The organism is Paenibacillus allorhizosphaerae (assembly GCF_042659105.1).
Classification (GTDB): Bacteria; Bacillota; Bacilli; order Paenibacillales; family NBRC-103111; genus Paenibacillus_G; species Paenibacillus_G allorhizosphaerae.
In genome coordinates this window covers 561001-577512 of record NZ_JBHSRV010000003.1, presented here as the reverse complement: position 1 = coordinate 577512, position 16512 = coordinate 561001, and the positions used below count along the sequence as shown (strand labels likewise).

The 16512-nt window shown below is 52.8% G+C and carries 14 protein-coding genes; 13 read left to right on the top strand and 1 reads right to left on the bottom strand.

Annotation, left to right across the window (positions count from 1 at the left end; translation table 11 throughout):
- Window positions 1-7: 7 nt before the first annotated feature.
- The 6 genes from ACFQI7_RS15800 (at window position 8) to ACFQI7_RS15775 (ending at window position 5071) form a co-directional block, all read left to right on the top strand.
- Window positions 8-1000: a 2-hydroxyacid dehydrogenase gene (locus tag ACFQI7_RS15800; protein ID WP_218097864.1), complete on the top strand. Its 993-nt coding sequence runs from the start codon at window positions 8-10 to the stop codon at window positions 998-1000.
- Window positions 1001-1175: 175 nt separating this feature from the next.
- Window positions 1176-1769, top strand: a complete 594-nt coding sequence (locus tag ACFQI7_RS15795) for a class I SAM-dependent methyltransferase (RefSeq protein ID WP_218097863.1) — start codon at window positions 1176-1178, stop codon at window positions 1767-1769.
- Entirely contained in the window at window positions 1766-2464 is a 699-nt protein-coding gene (locus tag ACFQI7_RS15790) for a response regulator transcription factor (protein ID WP_218097862.1), read from the top strand. Before ACFQI7_RS15795 ends, ACFQI7_RS15790 begins: the two co-directional genes overlap by 4 nt.
- Before the next feature lie 37 nt (window positions 2465-2501).
- A complete protein-coding gene (locus ACFQI7_RS15785; RefSeq protein ID WP_230414735.1) occupies window positions 2502-3893 on the top strand; it encodes a HAMP domain-containing sensor histidine kinase in 1392 nt (463 codons plus the stop codon).
- 71 nt (window positions 3894-3964) lie between these two features.
- Complete coding sequence (locus ACFQI7_RS15780) at window positions 3965-4441, top strand: hypothetical protein (RefSeq protein WP_218097861.1); 477 nt, start codon at window positions 3965-3967, stop codon at window positions 4439-4441.
- An 81-nt stretch (window positions 4442-4522) separates the two neighbouring features.
- A complete protein-coding gene (locus ACFQI7_RS15775) occupies window positions 4523-5071 on the top strand; it encodes a DUF3231 family protein (protein WP_218097860.1) in 549 nt (182 codons plus the stop codon).
- Between the two features lie 111 nt (window positions 5072-5182).
- On the opposite strand, the gene ACFQI7_RS15770 is transcribed toward ACFQI7_RS15775, so the two are convergent.
- Window positions 5183-7342, bottom strand: a complete 2160-nt coding sequence (locus ACFQI7_RS15770; RefSeq protein WP_218097859.1) for a HelD family protein — start codon at window positions 7340-7342, stop codon at window positions 5183-5185.
- 232 nt (window positions 7343-7574) lie between these two features.
- On the opposite strand from ACFQI7_RS15770, the gene ACFQI7_RS15765 reads away from it, so the two are divergent.
- The 7 genes from ACFQI7_RS15765 (at window position 7575) to ACFQI7_RS15735 (ending at window position 16398) form a co-directional block, all read left to right on the top strand.
- Window positions 7575-8645: a YncE family protein gene (locus tag ACFQI7_RS15765; RefSeq protein ID WP_218097858.1), complete on the top strand. Its 1071-nt coding sequence runs from the start codon at window positions 7575-7577 to the stop codon at window positions 8643-8645.
- A gap of 179 nt (window positions 8646-8824) precedes the next feature.
- Window positions 8825-10213, top strand: coding sequence for a class II fumarate hydratase (gene fumC, locus ACFQI7_RS15760; RefSeq protein WP_218097857.1), 1389 nt, complete (start codon window positions 8825-8827; stop codon window positions 10211-10213).
- Window positions 10214-10374: 161 nt separating this feature from the next.
- Window positions 10375-11442: a BMP family lipoprotein gene (locus ACFQI7_RS15755; RefSeq protein ID WP_218097856.1), complete on the top strand. Its 1068-nt coding sequence runs from the start codon at window positions 10375-10377 to the stop codon at window positions 11440-11442.
- Entirely contained in the window at window positions 11439-12992 is a 1554-nt protein-coding gene (locus ACFQI7_RS15750; protein ID WP_218097855.1) for an ABC transporter ATP-binding protein, read from the top strand. The genes ACFQI7_RS15755 and ACFQI7_RS15750 overlap by 4 nt, the downstream gene beginning before the upstream one ends.
- Window positions 12985-14061, top strand: a complete 1077-nt coding sequence (locus ACFQI7_RS15745) for an ABC transporter permease (protein ID WP_218097854.1) — start codon at window positions 12985-12987, stop codon at window positions 14059-14061. The genes ACFQI7_RS15750 and ACFQI7_RS15745 overlap by 8 nt, the downstream gene beginning before the upstream one ends.
- Before the next feature lie 3 nt (window positions 14062-14064).
- Complete coding sequence (locus tag ACFQI7_RS15740) at window positions 14065-15027, top strand: ABC transporter permease (protein WP_218097853.1); 963 nt, start codon at window positions 14065-14067, stop codon at window positions 15025-15027.
- 171 nt (window positions 15028-15198) lie between these two features.
- Window positions 15199-16398 carry a DHH family phosphoesterase gene (locus tag ACFQI7_RS15735; protein ID WP_218097852.1) on the top strand — a complete coding sequence of 400 codons (1200 nt, stop codon included), beginning with the start codon at window positions 15199-15201 and terminating at the stop codon, window positions 16396-16398.
- The last annotated feature ends 114 nt before the right edge of the window (window positions 16399-16512 follow it).

The following is a 16512-nucleotide window of genomic DNA, read 5'->3' as shown; positions in this document are numbered from 1 at the left end:
AGTGATCATGAGCAAACCGAAAATATACATTACAAAGCGAATCCCTTCTGAGGTGCTGCAATATTTGGAGCAATATTGCGACTGCCGGATGTGGGACGGCCAAGGTACGCCCTCCCGGCAAGGTTTGCTTGACGAGCTCGGAAGCGTGGAAGGCTTGCTTACGACCGGGGGCCCGGTCAATCAGGAACTGCTCGATCATGCGCCTAAGCTTCGCGCGGTGAGCAGCATCTCCGTCGGATACAATCATTTTGATCTGGAGGCGATGCGCGCGCGCGGAGTAGTCGGCACGCATACGCCGTATGTGCTTGACGATACGGTGGCGGACCTCGTGCTTGGGCTTATGTTGTCTTCCGCGCGGCGCATTACCGAGCTTGATGCGTTCGTGAAGGAAGGGAACTGGCGAAAAGGTGCAGGCTTGAGCGAAGAAGATTTCTTCGGGATGGACGTCCACCATGCCAAGCTCGGCATTATCGGCATGGGGCGCATCGGCGAGGCGATCGCCAGACGCGCGGTGCACGGGTTTGGAATGGAACTGCTGTACTATAACCGCAGCCGCCGGCCGGAAGCGGAAGAAAAGTACGGCGCGCAATATTGCGGCCTTGAAACGGTGCTTCGCGAATCGGATTTCGTCGTCTTGATGACGCCGCTCTCGCCAAAGACGGAGCGGTATATCCGCAAGGAGCATTTTGCGATGATGAAGCCGACCGCGTTTTTCATCAACGCTTCGCGCGGCCAAACCGTGGACGAAGCGGCTTTGATCGAAGCGCTGCAGACCGGGCAAATTCGCGGCGCCGGACTCGACGTATTCGAGGTGGAGCCGGTTCAGCCGGACAATCCGCTGCTGCGCATGCCGAATGTGGTGACGATGCCGCATATCGGCTCCGCGACGGCGAAGACGCGGTTTGATATGGCGATGCTTGCAGCGCAAAATCTTGTAGCCGCCTTGACCGGCGGGCGGCCGCCGCATGTGGTGAAAGAGCTGCAGTCTCTGGTGGAATAGACAAGCGTCCCTGGTGGTTTATACGGCTCATACCGATTACAATATCGGTATGGGCCGTTTTTTTTATCCGGGCATATCTTAAGAAAATCTTTAATAATTCCCTGCTTAAATTCTAAACATTAAAAGATATGATAGTTGCATGAAGAAAGACGAGAGCCAAAGGAGTTGAACGCCGATGTTATCGGACACATCCGTCAAATCATCCGCAGCAGGCAAATGGATGTTTCTCAAAAAATTCATACAAAATCCGCGGGACGTGGGGAGCATTATTCCCAGCTCGAACCGTTTGACGAATAAAATGCTCGAACCGATCCCGTGGGATCAAGCGCGCAACGTCGTTGAATTAGGCGCGGGAACCGGCATCTTTACGAAGGCGATTTATGAGCTGGCCAGGCCCGATTGCAAAGTGGCGATCTTCGAAAAAGAAGACGAAATGCGCAGCCAACTGCTCGAAATGTACAAAGGCTTTTATTTTTGCAAAAATGCGTTGGATCTGCAAGCCTGTTTGCCAAAAATCGGAATGGCTAAGGCGGACTGCATCATTTCCGGATTGCCGTTTGCGAATTTTGCACAATCCGATCGCGAACAAATCATTAGGCAAGTTCACGATTCGCTGAGCGACGACGGCATTTTCGTCACGTTCCAATATTCCCTGCAAATGAAAAAAATGCTGCAGAGCGCGTTTGCCCATGTTTCCGTTTCATTTGTGGCATGGAATATGCCGCCGGCGTTCGTATATGTTTGTAGAAAAAGGTGGATTAACGAATGAAAAACGGAAATGCTCCTTCCATACTGATCATCGAAGACGAACCGGAAATTCGCGACATCGTACAAATTTTTTTGAAGAATGAAGGCTGCGTCATGCTGGAAGCGGAGGATGGAGAGCAAGGTTTGCAGATTTTGCAAAAGCATCCGGTCGATTTGATCATCCTGGACGTGATGATGCCTCGGCTCGACGGCATTCAAACATGCATCAAAATTCGGGAAAGCAACAACATTCCGATCATTATGCTGTCGGCCAAAAACGAGGATATGGATAAAATATTGGGACTTACGAGCGGTGCGGACGATTATTTGTCCAAACCGTTTAACCCGCTCGAGCTGGTGGCGCGCGTCAAATCCCAGCTGCGAAGAAGCAAGATGACCGAAACGGCAGGCAGCCAGCCGCAGGTCATTACGATCGGCGAGTTAACCGTGAATATTCCGCGTCATCAAGTAACGCTGAACGGGAAAGAAATCCAATTGACACCGCTGGAATTCGGCATTTTGGAACTGCTCGGCACCCATCGGGGACAAGTGTTCAGCGTCGATAAAATATACGAAACGATCTGGAAAGACCCGGTCATGCAGTCCGATAAAACGGTGATGGTGCATATCCGAAATCTTCGCGAGAAGCTAAAGGATAACCCGCGCGATTCCAAATATATCAAAACGGTGTGGGGAGTAGGTTATAAGCTTGATTAGGCAGCCGAATTGGAGCAGGAGCCTTCGTATCCGGTTGGTGTTGACATTTGCCGTAACGCTGGTTCTCAGCATTATTTTGTTTGCGGCTTTTGATTTTGTGACGCGGGAATGGAGAAAAGAAAATTATATCAGCTATGAAACGAGTAAACAAAATATTAACCAAACGCTTCGTATCGTCGAGCAGAAACTGTCAGAGCTAGGTGGAACGGATGCGATCAACCCGCTTCTGGATCGCTACAGCAGCAGCGGGCTGCATATCCTGTTGTCCGATTTACAGGGTAACGTCGTATATCATTCCAAGTCCGCCACTGAACAACGGATCGATTTATATGAAATCGCTTATCAGCAAAAAGAGGCTGAGGAACGTCCGGAGCCGGGAAAGCAGTTAACGGTGATGGCGCCGGTGCAATATAACGGACAAAGACTGTTTTTAATTGTATCGGGCAAACTGGTGGCCGAGCAAGGATATTACTATCAAAGCCCGCGCTTGTATACCGGAATCGTATTTTTAGTATTGTTTTTGCTGTTGTTTTATTTGTTCACCTATAACAAAATGCGGCAAATTCAGGAGATGAATGCCGGTCTTGAACGGATCGCTCACGGCAATCTGTCGGTTCGTCTGCAGGTCCGAAGCCGGGACGAGCTCGGAACGTTAACGGGAAACATCAACTACATGGCCGGCCAGCTCGAAGAAAAAATCGCCAAAGAGCGTTTAGCCGAACAAACGAAGAGCGAGCTGATTACGAACATCTCCCATGATTTGCGTACGCCGCTGACAAGCATCATCGGCTATTTGAGCGTGTTGAACGAGCACAAGGAAACGAATGATTCCTTGAAACCGTATATTCACAGCGCACTTAACAAATCGAATCAGTTGAAACAATTGATCGACGATTTGTTCGAATACACGCGGCTGACGAGCAACCAAGTTTCGCTGGACAAACGCCGTATCGACTTGACGGCGATGATCGATCAAATCATTATGGAGTTCATTCCGCTGGCTCAGCAGCATCAGGTGCATGTACAAAGTACGGTTCCTGAGCAAAAAATAACGGTCCCTATCGATGCCGGAAAAATGGTCCGGGCTATCGATAATTTGCTGACGAATGCGCTGAAATTCAGCTTAAAGCCCGGTACGATCGACATCGCGCTTCACACGGATTCGAGGTGGGCGACGCTGTCCATAGCCAACACCGGCAGCCCGATTACAAAAGAACAAGAGGAGCGCTTGTTCGAGCGATTTTATAAAGCGGACGAATCCAGAGGCGGTCAAAGCATGCCGCGCGGTTCGGGTCTTGGCTTGTCCATTGCCCAAAGCATCGTACAGCTGCATGGCGGGGACATTGCGCTCAGACGAACGGATCGGCACTATGAGTTTTGCATCCGCATTCCTTTGAATCCGGAAGACAGATCGGGCGGAGGACGATGACATGTCGCCCGAGCGAGGTCAATATAATACAAAAGGAATGTAAGGAAGATGAACATAGAGGCGGTGGGCTTTTGGTCTACATGGCTGCCATAAGCGATCGTTATACGTGCGCTACCTTTCAGGCGCTTGTCGATGCCGTGATTCCGCCCACGCTCGGCTTATGCCAGGCGGAGTATGTGCCGGGAGCGATGAACTGGTGCATTCACGAATTCGTCATCATGGAAGTCGATCTATCCCAAGATCCTCATGTGGCCACCCAAGCGAATGTTCCTTTCTCCAGAACGACCGCCGTTTTGCTCGATATCGGCGCAGCCCGTCTCTTGCGAATCCGTCAATCCATCCATCCTGCCCTGTATCAACCGTCTACTGGCGGCGGCCTATTTTCTTCCCTGTCCCGGAATGACAGATTGCGAGCCGTCGAACTGTTGAACCGGCTGGACGTTTGCCTGAGATGCCTTCCTCTTCCCTATCGGAACAATCCCGCATTGATTCAAACGATGATGAATTCCTTGCAGCAGCTCACATTATTCGGCTTTTATTCAGAATGAAATCGTCTGTGCATGAAAAAGATCCGGTAGGATATTCTAATACCAATTATGTCTGTACATAACCATAGACAGGGTGAGATCATGAATATACTGGAAACGATCACTGAAGCAATCAAACCTTTTCTCGACGGGGAGAAGCCGCCTTTAAACACTGGGGAAGTTATGAATCTCTGGTTTTATTTGACGGCGACCGAGCAAACCTTGCGGGGAGAGCAGGTATCTTTTAACATTGTGCATGACCCTGAACTTAGAGAAGCGTTGGAGGACGTGATCAATAACGTCCATAATCCTATTTATAAGGAACTGACGGAATTCCTCAGAGAAGAAGGGGTATCACTGCCGCAGTCGACACCGGAAAAACCGATCGGAGATTATAGGGATATTCCGGAAGGCTCGAGATTATCCGACGAAGAGTGCGCGAATCTGTTGCAGTTCAATATCATTCTTGGCATCAATTATGCTTGCCGGGGAATGACGGAGTCCGTCAGGGCGGATGTCGCCGCCCGGTTCGCCAAATATTTGACGATGAAAATGACGTTTGCCATCAAATTGAAGAATTTGGCGAGCAAAAAAGGCTGGTTGAAGCAGCCCCCCATATTTCAGCCGGAACGTCATATGCAGACGCATTAAAGACGATATGAATAGCCGGATCAGGTATTTTGTGTGTACTCGCAAAAAAAAACGCTCACCGCATGCAGCGGCTGCTTCGAGCAGCGGTGCCTGCGGATGGAGCGTTTTTTACTAGTCTCGAGTGATGAAATCGCCTTCGATTCCGGCGATGAGCGGGGAGGGCTCGCCGCGGAAATAAAGCTTCAATTCGTGCAGCGCACGGGTGCAGCCGACGTACAGCAGTTTCGCATCTTGCGGTGTGGCGCGATAATGCTCCGGGTCGACATCGATAAGGAGTACGGTGTCGAATTCAAGTCCCTTGGCCATATATACCGGCACGATCGAGACGCCGCCTTCGTACTGCTGTTGGCCGGGCACGATCAGATTTGCCTCGCACCCGGCGGCGGCCAGCTCCGCGTGCAGCTGGCGGCAGCGGTCCTCCGTGCGGGCGAGAACCGCCAGCGTACCCGCGCCTTCGCGGCTGCGGTGAGCGGCGATGGCTTCGGTCAACTGCGCCGCAAGCGAGGCGTCGCCGGTTTGTGCCACTGTTACCGGGTCGCCGCTGCGAAACACCGGGACCGCGAGCGTTGGAGGTTCCTGCACGCCGTTCTTCAGCACTTCGTTCGCGAAGTATATGATTTCCATCGTCGACCGGTAGCTTCGGTTGAGCGTATAATAGCCGCGGTTGTCTTCGGGGAATTGGTCGAGCATTTCATGCCAGTCCTGTATTCCTTGGTACGCATGAATGCCTTGCGACAAATCGCCGAGGATGGAGAAGGAGCCGTTTTTCGTATGCATCGCAAGCAGCGCCACCTGGAAGGGTGAAAAATCTTGCGCCTCGTCAATGACCGTATGATCAAACCGGAGATCGCCGTGAATGCCGTGAAACCGCTGGCGGATGTAGAGCAGCGGAGCGAAATCCTCAGTCTGCACCAGCTTCTTCTTCGCCGCCGCCCACGTCGTTTTGCGGAGATCCTCGGGTATGAAAGCGGAGGCTGCTTCGCTTACATAGGCAGGCCGGGCATCCGGGTTGAACAGCTCTTTATAAAACGTAAAAGGAGTATAAGCTGTCCAGGACTTCGTATAAGCGCGCAGCTTCTCGCCCGATTTTTTCTTGTAATCTTTGCGCAGGTGAACTTCCCATACTTTTTCCAGCTCGATCTCGATCCATCGTTTGATGCGGGCGAGCACGCGCTCCCGCCGTTTCATCAGTGACTCGTGCTTATATTCTACGTTGAACCATTCGCGGATCATTGAACGCGGCAGCTTCTTGCCTTCCCAGGGCGAGAAATCCGCGTCGGGTACCGCGATTTGTTCATACGCGTCCAGTACTTGGTCCAACCACTGCATATAACGGAGCGAGCCTTTGAATCGTCCGGGCGCCGAGTCGTCCATCTCCGGTCGATCAGGCCCCACTGCGAACCAGTAACGCAGCCGTTCCGACGGGTCGGCCAGCTTTACTTCCTGATCCAGCAGTTCCAGAGCCCAGTCCGCGAACGTCGTTTGCTGAATATGACCGACGCCAAGCTCGGGCAGCACCCCGGAGATGTAATCGAGGAACATACGGCTTGGAGCGAATATGATCATTTTTTCCGCTTTCACCTGATCGCGGTATTGGTACAGCAAGTAGGCAAGCCGATGGAGCGCGACGGTCGTTTTACCGCTTCCTGCTACGCCTTGAATAATAAGCGCGTTGTTTTTTCCGGCACGAATTATGGCGTCTTGTTCCGCCTGTATCGTCGATACGATATCGCGCAGCTTATTGTCCTTGTTCTCACCGAGCCGATAGAGCAAAAATTCATCGGTCACGGCTATCGCATCGCTTTCCCGGTCGAACGTATCGACGACGCGCTGCAAGATTTGCTTGCGGATGACGAGATTTCGCTTCAAATAGACGAGACCCTCGATCGCGCCTTCGGGAGAATCGTATATGGCCGCTTCCGAGCCGCCGGTGAAAGAATAAAACAGACTGGCTACCGGCGCGCGCCAATCGACGACGAGCAGCTCTGGCGAGTCCGCTTTTTCCACACCGAATTTTCCTATATATAGCGGGGTCGGTCCCGTTTTGCCGGATTCATGGAAATCCAGCCTGCCGAAGTACGGCTCAGGCATCGCATGCGTCAAGTTGCGCCGTTTGCTATCGCGAATCGATTCCAATACTTGCTCGGTCAAGTCCGGACCGGTGTAAGAAGGGATGGCGCGGAGCGCTTCCAAATGTGCATTCATATCTCGGATCGTATGATTCAGCTGTTCCAATTCCTCTTGATAAGCGTTCTGCAGACCGGATTCCACTGTCCGATACCTCCAATCATTGGTAAATCCCTAAAAATGGCAAGGATATACTATATCACAACTTCTCGGATCGTTGCAACAAAAAGGAGGGAGAACAGTAAGAAAAGCGCTATAACGATTATTTCGGTACGCCCGGCGCCCGGAAATATTACGGCCGCATTCCGATCCGGTTCCCTATCGGGAAATTCGCGAATATACATGGAACATCAACCTATTGGGATGGGGAGCCGGCATGATCCTTACATTGTTGCGCAAGAAACGGAGAATAAGTCAGTCATTACCTCGCATTACGAATACGATTCCTGTCAGCGGTCCTGTCGTCGCCGCTGCCGTTAATTCGGTGACCAACCGCGTTTATTTTCTTAACGATAAAAGCCGCATGGTCGTAATGGACGGGAATACGAATAAAATAATAACCACGGTGAAGACGGGACGTTTGCCTTACAACATGGTTGTCAATCCGCGAACAAACCGAATCTACATTACGAATTTCCAAGACGGCACCGTCTCCGTTATCAACGGTCGTACTAACCGGGTCATCACGGTGATCAAAGTGGGCGAACGGTGCGATGAAATCGCGGTCAATTCTCGTACGAATTTCATCTATGTGTCGACCATATCGTTGTCCTCCCCGAACGGGCAGCTCGCTGTCCTGAACGGGAACACCAATAAAATGGTAACGAAAATTAAATTTACCGGTCGACCTTCGCAAATCGTGATCAACGAGCTATCCAACCGTATTTACGTGACCAATACCGTCAAAGACACCGTTTCCGTCATTGACGGGAACAGTCATGCGTTTTTGGCAACCGAAAAAGTGGGAAACAACCCGGTGATAACGCCGGTGTTAAGCCAAAGAACGAGCCGGCTTTATATCGCCAACAACTTAAGCCGTTTCTACTCCGTCTTAAACCTTCGAACAAATAAAGTTCGAAACATTCGGCTCGGCAGGTTGCAAAGCGATATCATACTTAACCCGATCACGAATCGGATTTATATAACGAGTGCCCAAGTTTCGGCCAAGGGACGGCTGTTTGCCATTAACGGCAGCACCAATCGCGTGATCCAAACGTTAACCGTTCCGACGTTTACGAGTGCGCTTATTAATCCAAAAACAAACCATTTGTTCATTGCGGAATCTCCGGAGAGCGGGACCGCTCCGCTGACCGTCTATAATGGCAGTACACTGAAAAGGATCGCATTGCTTCGTTTAGGTGAGGGGCCAAGGGGGCTCGTGCTGAACCCGCAAACAAATCGCATCTATATCGGCGGGGAAAAAAGCATTACCGTCCTTCAGGATTAGTTTCCAAGCGAAAAAAACGGTGCACAACGATTGGATCTGCCCGCCGCTACCGTATTAAGCAGCGGGCTTGCAAGCCTTGGCGGAACGGTTGTTTTTTGGAAAATCAGAAGACTTGCGATATGATGGAACCGTAAAGCGGATGCTGAAAATACCCATATGGTTACCAGGAGGCCGAACTTATGGATTACCGAATCGAACGCGATACAATGGGGGAAATCCGTGTCCCGGCGGACAAGCTTTGGGGCGCGCAAACGCAGCGAAGCAGCGAAAACTTCCGGATCGGAACGGAACGGATGCCGATGGAGGTGGTCCAAGCTTTCGCGCTGCTCAAAAAAGCGGCGGCCGAAGCGAACCGCAAGCTCGGCAAACTGGAGCCGGAAAAAGCCGAGGCGATCAAACAAGCGGCGGACGAAGTCAAAGCGGGGCAGTGGGACGATCATTTTCCGCTGGTTGTGTGGCAAACCGGCAGCGGCACCCAATCCAATATGAACGCCAACGAGGTGATCGCAAGGCGCGCCAATCAGATTTTGGACGGGAAGGGCAGCGAGATTCGCATTCACCCGAACGATGACGTGAACCGCTCGCAAAGCTCGAACGATACATTTCCGACGGCCATGCATGTAGCCGGTGTGCTCGCGGTTGAGGACCGGCTGCTGCCTGCGCTCCAATCGCTCAAGGAAACGCTGCGCGCGAAAATGGAAGCTTTTGCGGACATCGTGAAAATCGGCCGTACGCATTTGCAGGACGCTACGCCGCTTACGCTCGGGCAGGAAATCAGCGGCTGGTGGGCGATGCTGGACAAGACGGAGCGGATGATCCGGCAAAGCGCGGAAACGATGAAGGAGCTTGCGATCGGAGGGACGGCGGTAGGCACCGGTCTGAACGCGCATCCGGAGTTCGGCGATACGGCGGCGAAAGAACTGTCGGCGGAAACGGGCAAAACGTTCGTGTCGGCATCGAACAAGTTTCATGGTTTGACCAGCCACGATCAAATTGTCTATACGCACGGAGCGATCAAAGCGCTGGCGGCCGATTTGATGAAGATCGCCAACGACGTCAGGTGGCTTGCAAGCGGCCCACGTTGCGGCATCGGGGAAATTACGATACCCGAGAATGAGCCGGGCAGCTCGATCATGCCGGGGAAAGTGAATCCGACGCAGAGCGAAGCGATGACGATGGTGGCCTGCCAGGTCATGGGCAACGATGCGGTAATCGGCTTTGCCGCGAGCCAAGGCAATTTTGAGCTTAATGTGTTCAAGCCGGTGATCATCCATAATTTCCTGCAGTCTGTGCGTTTGCTGGCGGATGCAATGGATTCGTTCAATGAGCATTGCGCCGTAGGCATCGAGCCGGACCGCCAGGCGATCCGCCGTTACTTGGACGAGTCGCTGATGCTCGTCACGGCATTGAATCCGCATATCGGATACGAGAAAGCGGCTTTCATTGCGAAGACGGCGCACAAGGAGCGGCTCACACTGAAGGAAGCGGCGGTGCGGAGCGGCTATTTGACGGCGGAACAGTTTGATCAAATCGTGCGGCCGGAAGACATGATTCATCCGAAAGCGTAAGCTTGTCGATAAAAAATACTAGCTTTAACACAAGGAGGACTTGATGCATGGCGTCAGGTCCTTTTCGCTGTGCTTTTTCCAGATGCGAAATAATGAAGCAACGATTGGAGAATACTAACGCAGGCGATATGGAATTTTCATCACATGGAGGTTGGAACAGGATGAAAAAATGGATTTCAGTATGCATGATATGCATTTTTGCCGTCGTTATTGCGCTTTCAGGTTGCGGCAAGAAACCGGCAGCACCGGGAAATACGGCGGATGGAACGAATCAAGGCGCCGGTGGGGGCGCAGGCGCGGGCGGGACTCAACCGGGCGCCAAGTTCAATATCGGCATGGTCACGGACATCGGCGGGGTGAACGACAACTCTTTTAACCAGAGTGCCTGGGAAGGCTTGCAGAAGCTGGAGAAGGATACGGGCGCCAAGGTGAAATATTTGCAGAGCAAAAGCGATTCCGAATACATTCCGAATTTGAATCAAATGGTGAAAAGCAACTTTCAGCTCGTGTGGGGGATCGGCTTTATTATCGGCGATGCGATGAAGACCGTCGCCACGCAAAATCCCGAGGCGAAGCTGGCCATTATCGACAATGTGGTCGATGCTCCGAATGTTGCCTCCGTCACTTTTGCCGAGAATGAGGGCTCGTATCTTGTCGGCGTTGTGGCCGGATTAATGACGAAGACGAATAAGATCGGCTTTATCGGCGGGATGGATATACCGGTCATCAAACGGTTCGAAGCCGGATTCAAGGCCGGCGTGGCTGCTGCCAATCCGAACGCCAAAGTATCGATCAACTATACCGGGGCGTTCGATAAACCCGATTCGGGCAAGGCGGCCGCCGCCACCATCTATAATGATGGAGCGGATATTATTTTTCATGCGGCAGGCGCCACCGGGAACGGCGTATTCAACGAAGCGAAAGACCGGCTCAAGGGCGGCAAAAAAGTATGGGTCATCGGCGTGGACCAGGACCAGTCTAAAATGTTCGGCAACGATGTGACGTTGACTTCGATGATGAAACGAGTCGACCTCGCCGTGCACCGCGTATCGAACGATTTGATTAACGGCAAATTCGAGGGCGGCCATACGGTCGTGCTCGGCCTGAAGGACGACGGGGTCGGATTGCCGGCGGACGCAGCAAAGAATGTGCCGGAAGACGTATTGAAAAAAGTGGATGAGTATAAGCAAAAAATCGTCAAAGGCGAAATCAAGGTTCCGGAATCATGAGCGTGAAAGTGGAAATGCGCGGCATTACGAAGCGGTTTCCCGGTATTGTGGCCAACGACGGGATCAGTCTTTCGCTGCGGGAGGGCGAGATTCTCGCCCTCCTCGGCGAGAACGGTGCGGGAAAGTCGACGCTGATGAACATCTTGTTCGGTTTGTACCAGCCGGACGAAGGCGAAATTTATGTGAACGGCAATCCCGTATCGATTCCGAATCCGGGCATGGCTATTGAGTTAGGCCTCGGGATGGTGCACCAGCATTTCAAGCTCGTTCAACCTTTCACGGTCACTGAAAATATTATCCTTGGCATGGAGCCGAAGCGGGGTCTTCGTGTCGACTTCCGATCAGCGGAGAAGCAGGTGGCCGAGTTGTCTGAGCGCTACGGGCTTAGGGTCGATCCGCGTGCGCGTGTAGAGGATATTTCGGTCGGCATGCAGCAGCGCGTCGAAATCTTGAAGACGCTCTACCGGGGAGCGGATATATTAATTTTCGACGAGCCGACCGCCGTATTAACGCCGCAGGAAATCAGCGAGCTGATGGACATTATGCGGAAGCTGGTAGCCGAAGGCAAATCGATGATTCTGATTACGCACAAGCTGAAGGAAATTATGGCGATCGCCGACCGGGTCACGGTGATTCGCCGGGGCAAAGTGATCGATACGCTGCAGGTGAAAGACACGAACCCGGACGAGCTAGCCGCGAAAATGGTCGGCCGCGAAGTATCGTTCCGGCTTGAAAAATCAGAGAAGAAGCCAGGCGAGCCGGTGCTGTCCGTCAATGAAGTGACGGCACGCGGCGTAAACGGCCTTCCGGTACTGAACGGCGTAACGCTGGAGGTGCGCGGCGGCGAGATTCTCGGCCTGGCCGGCGTCGACGGCAACGGTCAGAGCGAATTGATTGAAGCATTGACGGGGCTGCGCGGCATTGATAGCGGCAACGTTCGACTGAACGGCCGCGAAATCGCAGGGCGTTCCCCGCGGCACATTGCCGAAAGCGGACTTGCGCACATTCCGGAAGACCGGCACAAGCGGGGGCTGGTGCTCGACTTCTCGATGAGCGAGAATATGGTTCTCAAATCGTACTATAGCCCGGCGTTTAACCGCGGAGGGTTTCTCGACTACGCCGCGATCGACAAGCAGGCGCAGCGGCTGATCGCGGAGTTCGACGTCCGTACGCCGGGAACGCATACACCGGCCCGCGCCTTATCGGGCGGCAATCAGCAGAAAGCGATTATCGCACGCGAGGTGGATCAGGATCCCGATCTCTTAATTGCCGCGCAGCCGACACGGGGGCTTGACGTCGGGGCGATCGAATTCATTCATAAGCGGCTGCTGGATCAGCGCAATAAAGGGAAAGCGGTGCTGCTTGTGTCGCTTGAACTGGACGAAATTTTGAAGCTGTCCGACCGGATCGCCGTCATCTATGAAGGGCGCATCGTCGGCGATGTCGATCCGGAGCAAACGACCGACCGCGAGCTCGGACTCATGATGTCCGGATCCACGGCCGGTCATGCCCCAGACAAGCCATTCCCCGGAGGTGAAGCGGATGAATAAAGCGATTCGCGTCATGTCCACCGATTCGGCGCTCGTACCGCTCGTCGCCATCGTGCTCGGACTGCTGGTCGGCGCGCTCATCATGCTTGCCGGCGGGTACAACCCATTAACGGCGTATGCGTCGTTGTTTGAAAAAGTGGTCGGAGACCCTTACAACATCGGTGAAGCGATCCGGGAAATTACGCCGCTTATATTCACCGGTTTGTCCGTCGCTTTCGCTTTCCGTACCGGCTTGTTCAATATCGGGGGGGAAGGCCAAGTCATTATGGGGATGACCGGGGCGGCTATTGTCGGCGTAAAGGCGAATTTGCCATTCTGGCTTCACGCGCCGCTTGCCGTCATCGTAGGCGCGCTGCTCGGCGGGTTATGGGGGGCGATCGCCGGCTATTTGAAGGCGAAACGCGGCGTCAACGAGGTCATCACAACCATTATGCTGAACTGGATAGCGTTGTTCTTAGCCAACTACATCGTCAGCCATTTCCTGCTGCAGCCGGGGCAACAGCGATCCTACTTGATTCGGGACACCGCCTCCGTCAGCCTGACGGCGATCAGCGCTATGTTAGGCAATGCGCGCCTGCATTGGGGCATTGTCGTTGCGCCGTTGGCCGCAATCGTTTTCTACATTTTGCTGTGGAGAACAAGACAGGGCTTTGAACTGCGCGCGGTCGGCCACAGTCCGACGGCTGCCGAATATGCGGGCATGAACGTCGGCGTCAATGTCGTGAAAGCGATGTTTATCGGCGGCGTCTTCGCAGGACTTGCCGGCGTATTTGAAATTCTCGGCGTATTTCATTATCAAGTGCTGGCTGCAGCTTCGCCCGGCTACGGCTTTGACGGCATCGCCGTGGCGCTGCTTGGCGGGAATCATCCGCTCGGCGTTGTGCTCGCCGCGATATTATTCGGCTCGCTCACGTACGGTTCGGCGGGCATGAGCTTTGGCGCCGACGTCCCGCCCGAGATTATCCGGGTCATTATCGGGACGGTTATTTTCTTCGTTGCTTCGCATGGCATTATCCGTTGGATTTTGCGGTCGATGTCGGGCAAACGCAAATCCGGGGAGGTGGCATAGTGCATGGATGCGCTGCGAGTTATTGGCGAATTGATTCATACGACGCTGGTGTTTTCGACAGCGCTTGTTTTTACGGCGATGGGCGGCATTTTTTCCGAGCGGTCCGGCGTCGTTAATATCGGTTTGGAAGGGCTGATGGTATCGGGCGCCTTTGCCTCGGCCGTGGGCACATTATACGCCGAACAATTAGGGATGACCGGCGGAGCGCCATGGATCGGCTTGCTTGCCGCGCTTGCGTTCGGTCTGCTGATTTCGATCATTCACGCGGTAGCCTCAATTACGTTCAAGGCGGATCAAGTCGTGAGCGGCGTCGTGATCAACTTTCTGGCCGCCGGACTTACGGTTTACCTGGTCAAAATCATGTTCGAGGGCTCGGGTCAGACGGAGACGCTGAACGCGGTATTTCATAAATTTGCAATTCCGGGCCTCTCCTCGATTCCGTTGTTCGGGTACGCGATCTTTACCGCATATCCGACGACTTATTTGGCGCTGCTGCTTGTTGCCATCACTTGGTATATTTTATACAAAACCCCATTCGGCCTGCGTCTCCGTTCCGTCGGCGAGCATCCGGGAGCGGCGGATACGCTCGGCGTCGGCGTCAAGCGCATGCGATATACGGCGGTGCTGATCAGCGGCGCGCTGGCCGGCTTGGGAGGCGCGACCATTACACTTACCACGACCAGCAATTTTTCGCACAATACGATTTCCGGTCAAGGGTTTATATCGCTCGCGGCGATGATTTTCGGCAAATGGAACCCGGTTGGCGCGTTCGGAGCGGCGGTATTTTTCGGCTTCGCTCAGTCGCTCAAAAATTTCGTGCAGCTGTTTGACTTCGCGAAGCGCATTCCCATGGAGTTTTTGTACATGCTGCCGTACATTTTAACCATCCTCGTGCTAGCTGGAGCCGTAGGCCGCGCATCCACGCCGGCTGCTCTAGGCGAGCCGTATGACCCGGGGAAGCGTTAAACAAGAGGACTTGGCGAACTAGCGTCAAGTCTTTTCTGCATTGGCTCAGCATAAGACTTCCTGTCATGCCGCCACGGTATCGAAGCGCTTTACTATCGCATAAAGCCGCTCAGCCGTGGGAATTTTATTGTTGTAATCATGAAAGTGAAACCAAGACGGGAGGCTGTTCGATTGTATCTTCTGTATACGCATAACGATCTGGACGGCGTAGGCTGCGGCATTGTCGCGAAATGCGCATTCGGGGAAAAAGTGGAGATCCGTTATAACTCGGTGGGCGGATTAAACCTGCAAGTCGAACGCTTTCTGGAGAAAGGAAAGAAGAAAAACTACCTGTTCATTACCGACTTATCCGTTAACGAAGCAAATGAGCGGGGGATCGACGAGTTCGTAAAATCGGGCGGGAAGGTAAAGCTCATCGATCATCATAAAACAGCGCTTCATTTTAACGAATACAGTTGGGGCATCGTTCAGGTGGAATATGACAACGGGAAGCTCGCGTCTGCCACGTCGCTCTTTTACGAGTATCTCATTCAGAACGGGCTGCTCCAGCCGACAAAAAGTTTGCAACAATTCGTCGAGCTCGTCCGGTTGTACGATACATGGGAATGGGAACGCCACGGCGAGCTTCAAGCCAAGCGGCTGAACGATTTATTTTATATGGTTTCCATCGAAGAATTCGAAGAAAAAATGGTGGAACGTCTCGCGGGGGACGCGGCTTTTTCCTTCGACGAGTTTGAAGAAAAAATATTGGATTTGGAAGAGGAAAAGATTGAGCGGTATGTACGGAGAAAAAAACGCGAAATTGTTCAAGCAAAAATTCATGATCACTATGTAGGCATCGTTCATGCGGAATCGTATCACTCGGAGCTCGGCAATGAACTCGGACGGGAAAATCCGCACCTCGACTATATCGCCATTATGAACATGGGAGGCAAAAAGATCAGCTTCCGAACGATTCACGATCATATCGACGTTTCGGAAATCGCGGGCCGTTACGGTGGCGGAGGGCATGCAAAGGCGGCGGGGTGCTCAATGACGGAAGAAGCGTACAGGTTATATGTGGCCGGATCGTTTCCGATAGAACCGATGCGAGCGGACGCTTTCAAAAATAAGTTCAACCTCAAAAATTCCGAGTTCGGATCGCTATATGAAAACCGTAAAGAGCAAAGCTTGTTTATTTTCAATACGGATAACGGCTGGGCAATCGATGTTGACGGCAGCGAGCTGGATGAAAGTTTTTCGACGTTTGAAGAAGCGGAGCGGCATGCCAAAAGACATTATGCCGTGTGGCTCGCCCGGGACGAAGTATACATCGGTTATTTGATGGAACAAATGTCAGCCAGAAGAACGAGATCGTTAGCACTTGTATAGCGTCCGTTTTGTAAACACAAGCTCACGGTACTTCCGAATGGATGTTGGACAGCGTAGTACGAACTCGCCGAACAAATAAAAACCGCGAAAGCGATCCAATTTTTTTGAGTCATT

What these genes read in the sequence shown, in the direction of transcription:
- ACFQI7_RS15800 (WP_218097864.1), top strand. Translation starts at nt 8, where the DNA reads ATGAGCAAACCGAAAATATACATTACAAAGCGAATCCCTTCTGAGGTG.
- ACFQI7_RS15795 (WP_218097863.1), top strand. Translation starts at nt 1,176, where the DNA reads ATGTTATCGGACACATCCGTCAAATCATCCGCAGCAGGCAAATGGATG.
- ACFQI7_RS15790 (WP_218097862.1), top strand. Translation starts at nt 1,766, where the DNA reads ATGAAAAACGGAAATGCTCCTTCCATACTGATCATCGAAGACGAACCG.
- ACFQI7_RS15775 (WP_218097860.1), top strand. Translation starts at nt 4,523, where the DNA reads ATGAATATACTGGAAACGATCACTGAAGCAATCAAACCTTTTCTCGAC.
- ACFQI7_RS15765 (WP_218097858.1), top strand. Translation starts at nt 7,575, where the DNA reads ATGATCCTTACATTGTTGCGCAAGAAACGGAGAATAAGTCAGTCATTA.
- fumC (WP_218097857.1), top strand. Translation starts at nt 8,825, where the DNA reads ATGGATTACCGAATCGAACGCGATACAATGGGGGAAATCCGTGTCCCG.
- ACFQI7_RS15755 (WP_218097856.1), top strand. Translation starts at nt 10,375, where the DNA reads ATGAAAAAATGGATTTCAGTATGCATGATATGCATTTTTGCCGTCGTT.
- ACFQI7_RS15750 (WP_218097855.1), top strand. Translation starts at nt 11,439, where the DNA reads ATGAGCGTGAAAGTGGAAATGCGCGGCATTACGAAGCGGTTTCCCGGT.
- ACFQI7_RS15745 (WP_218097854.1), top strand. Translation starts at nt 12,985, where the DNA reads ATGAATAAAGCGATTCGCGTCATGTCCACCGATTCGGCGCTCGTACCG.
- ACFQI7_RS15740 (WP_218097853.1), top strand. Translation starts at nt 14,065, where the DNA reads ATGGATGCGCTGCGAGTTATTGGCGAATTGATTCATACGACGCTGGTG.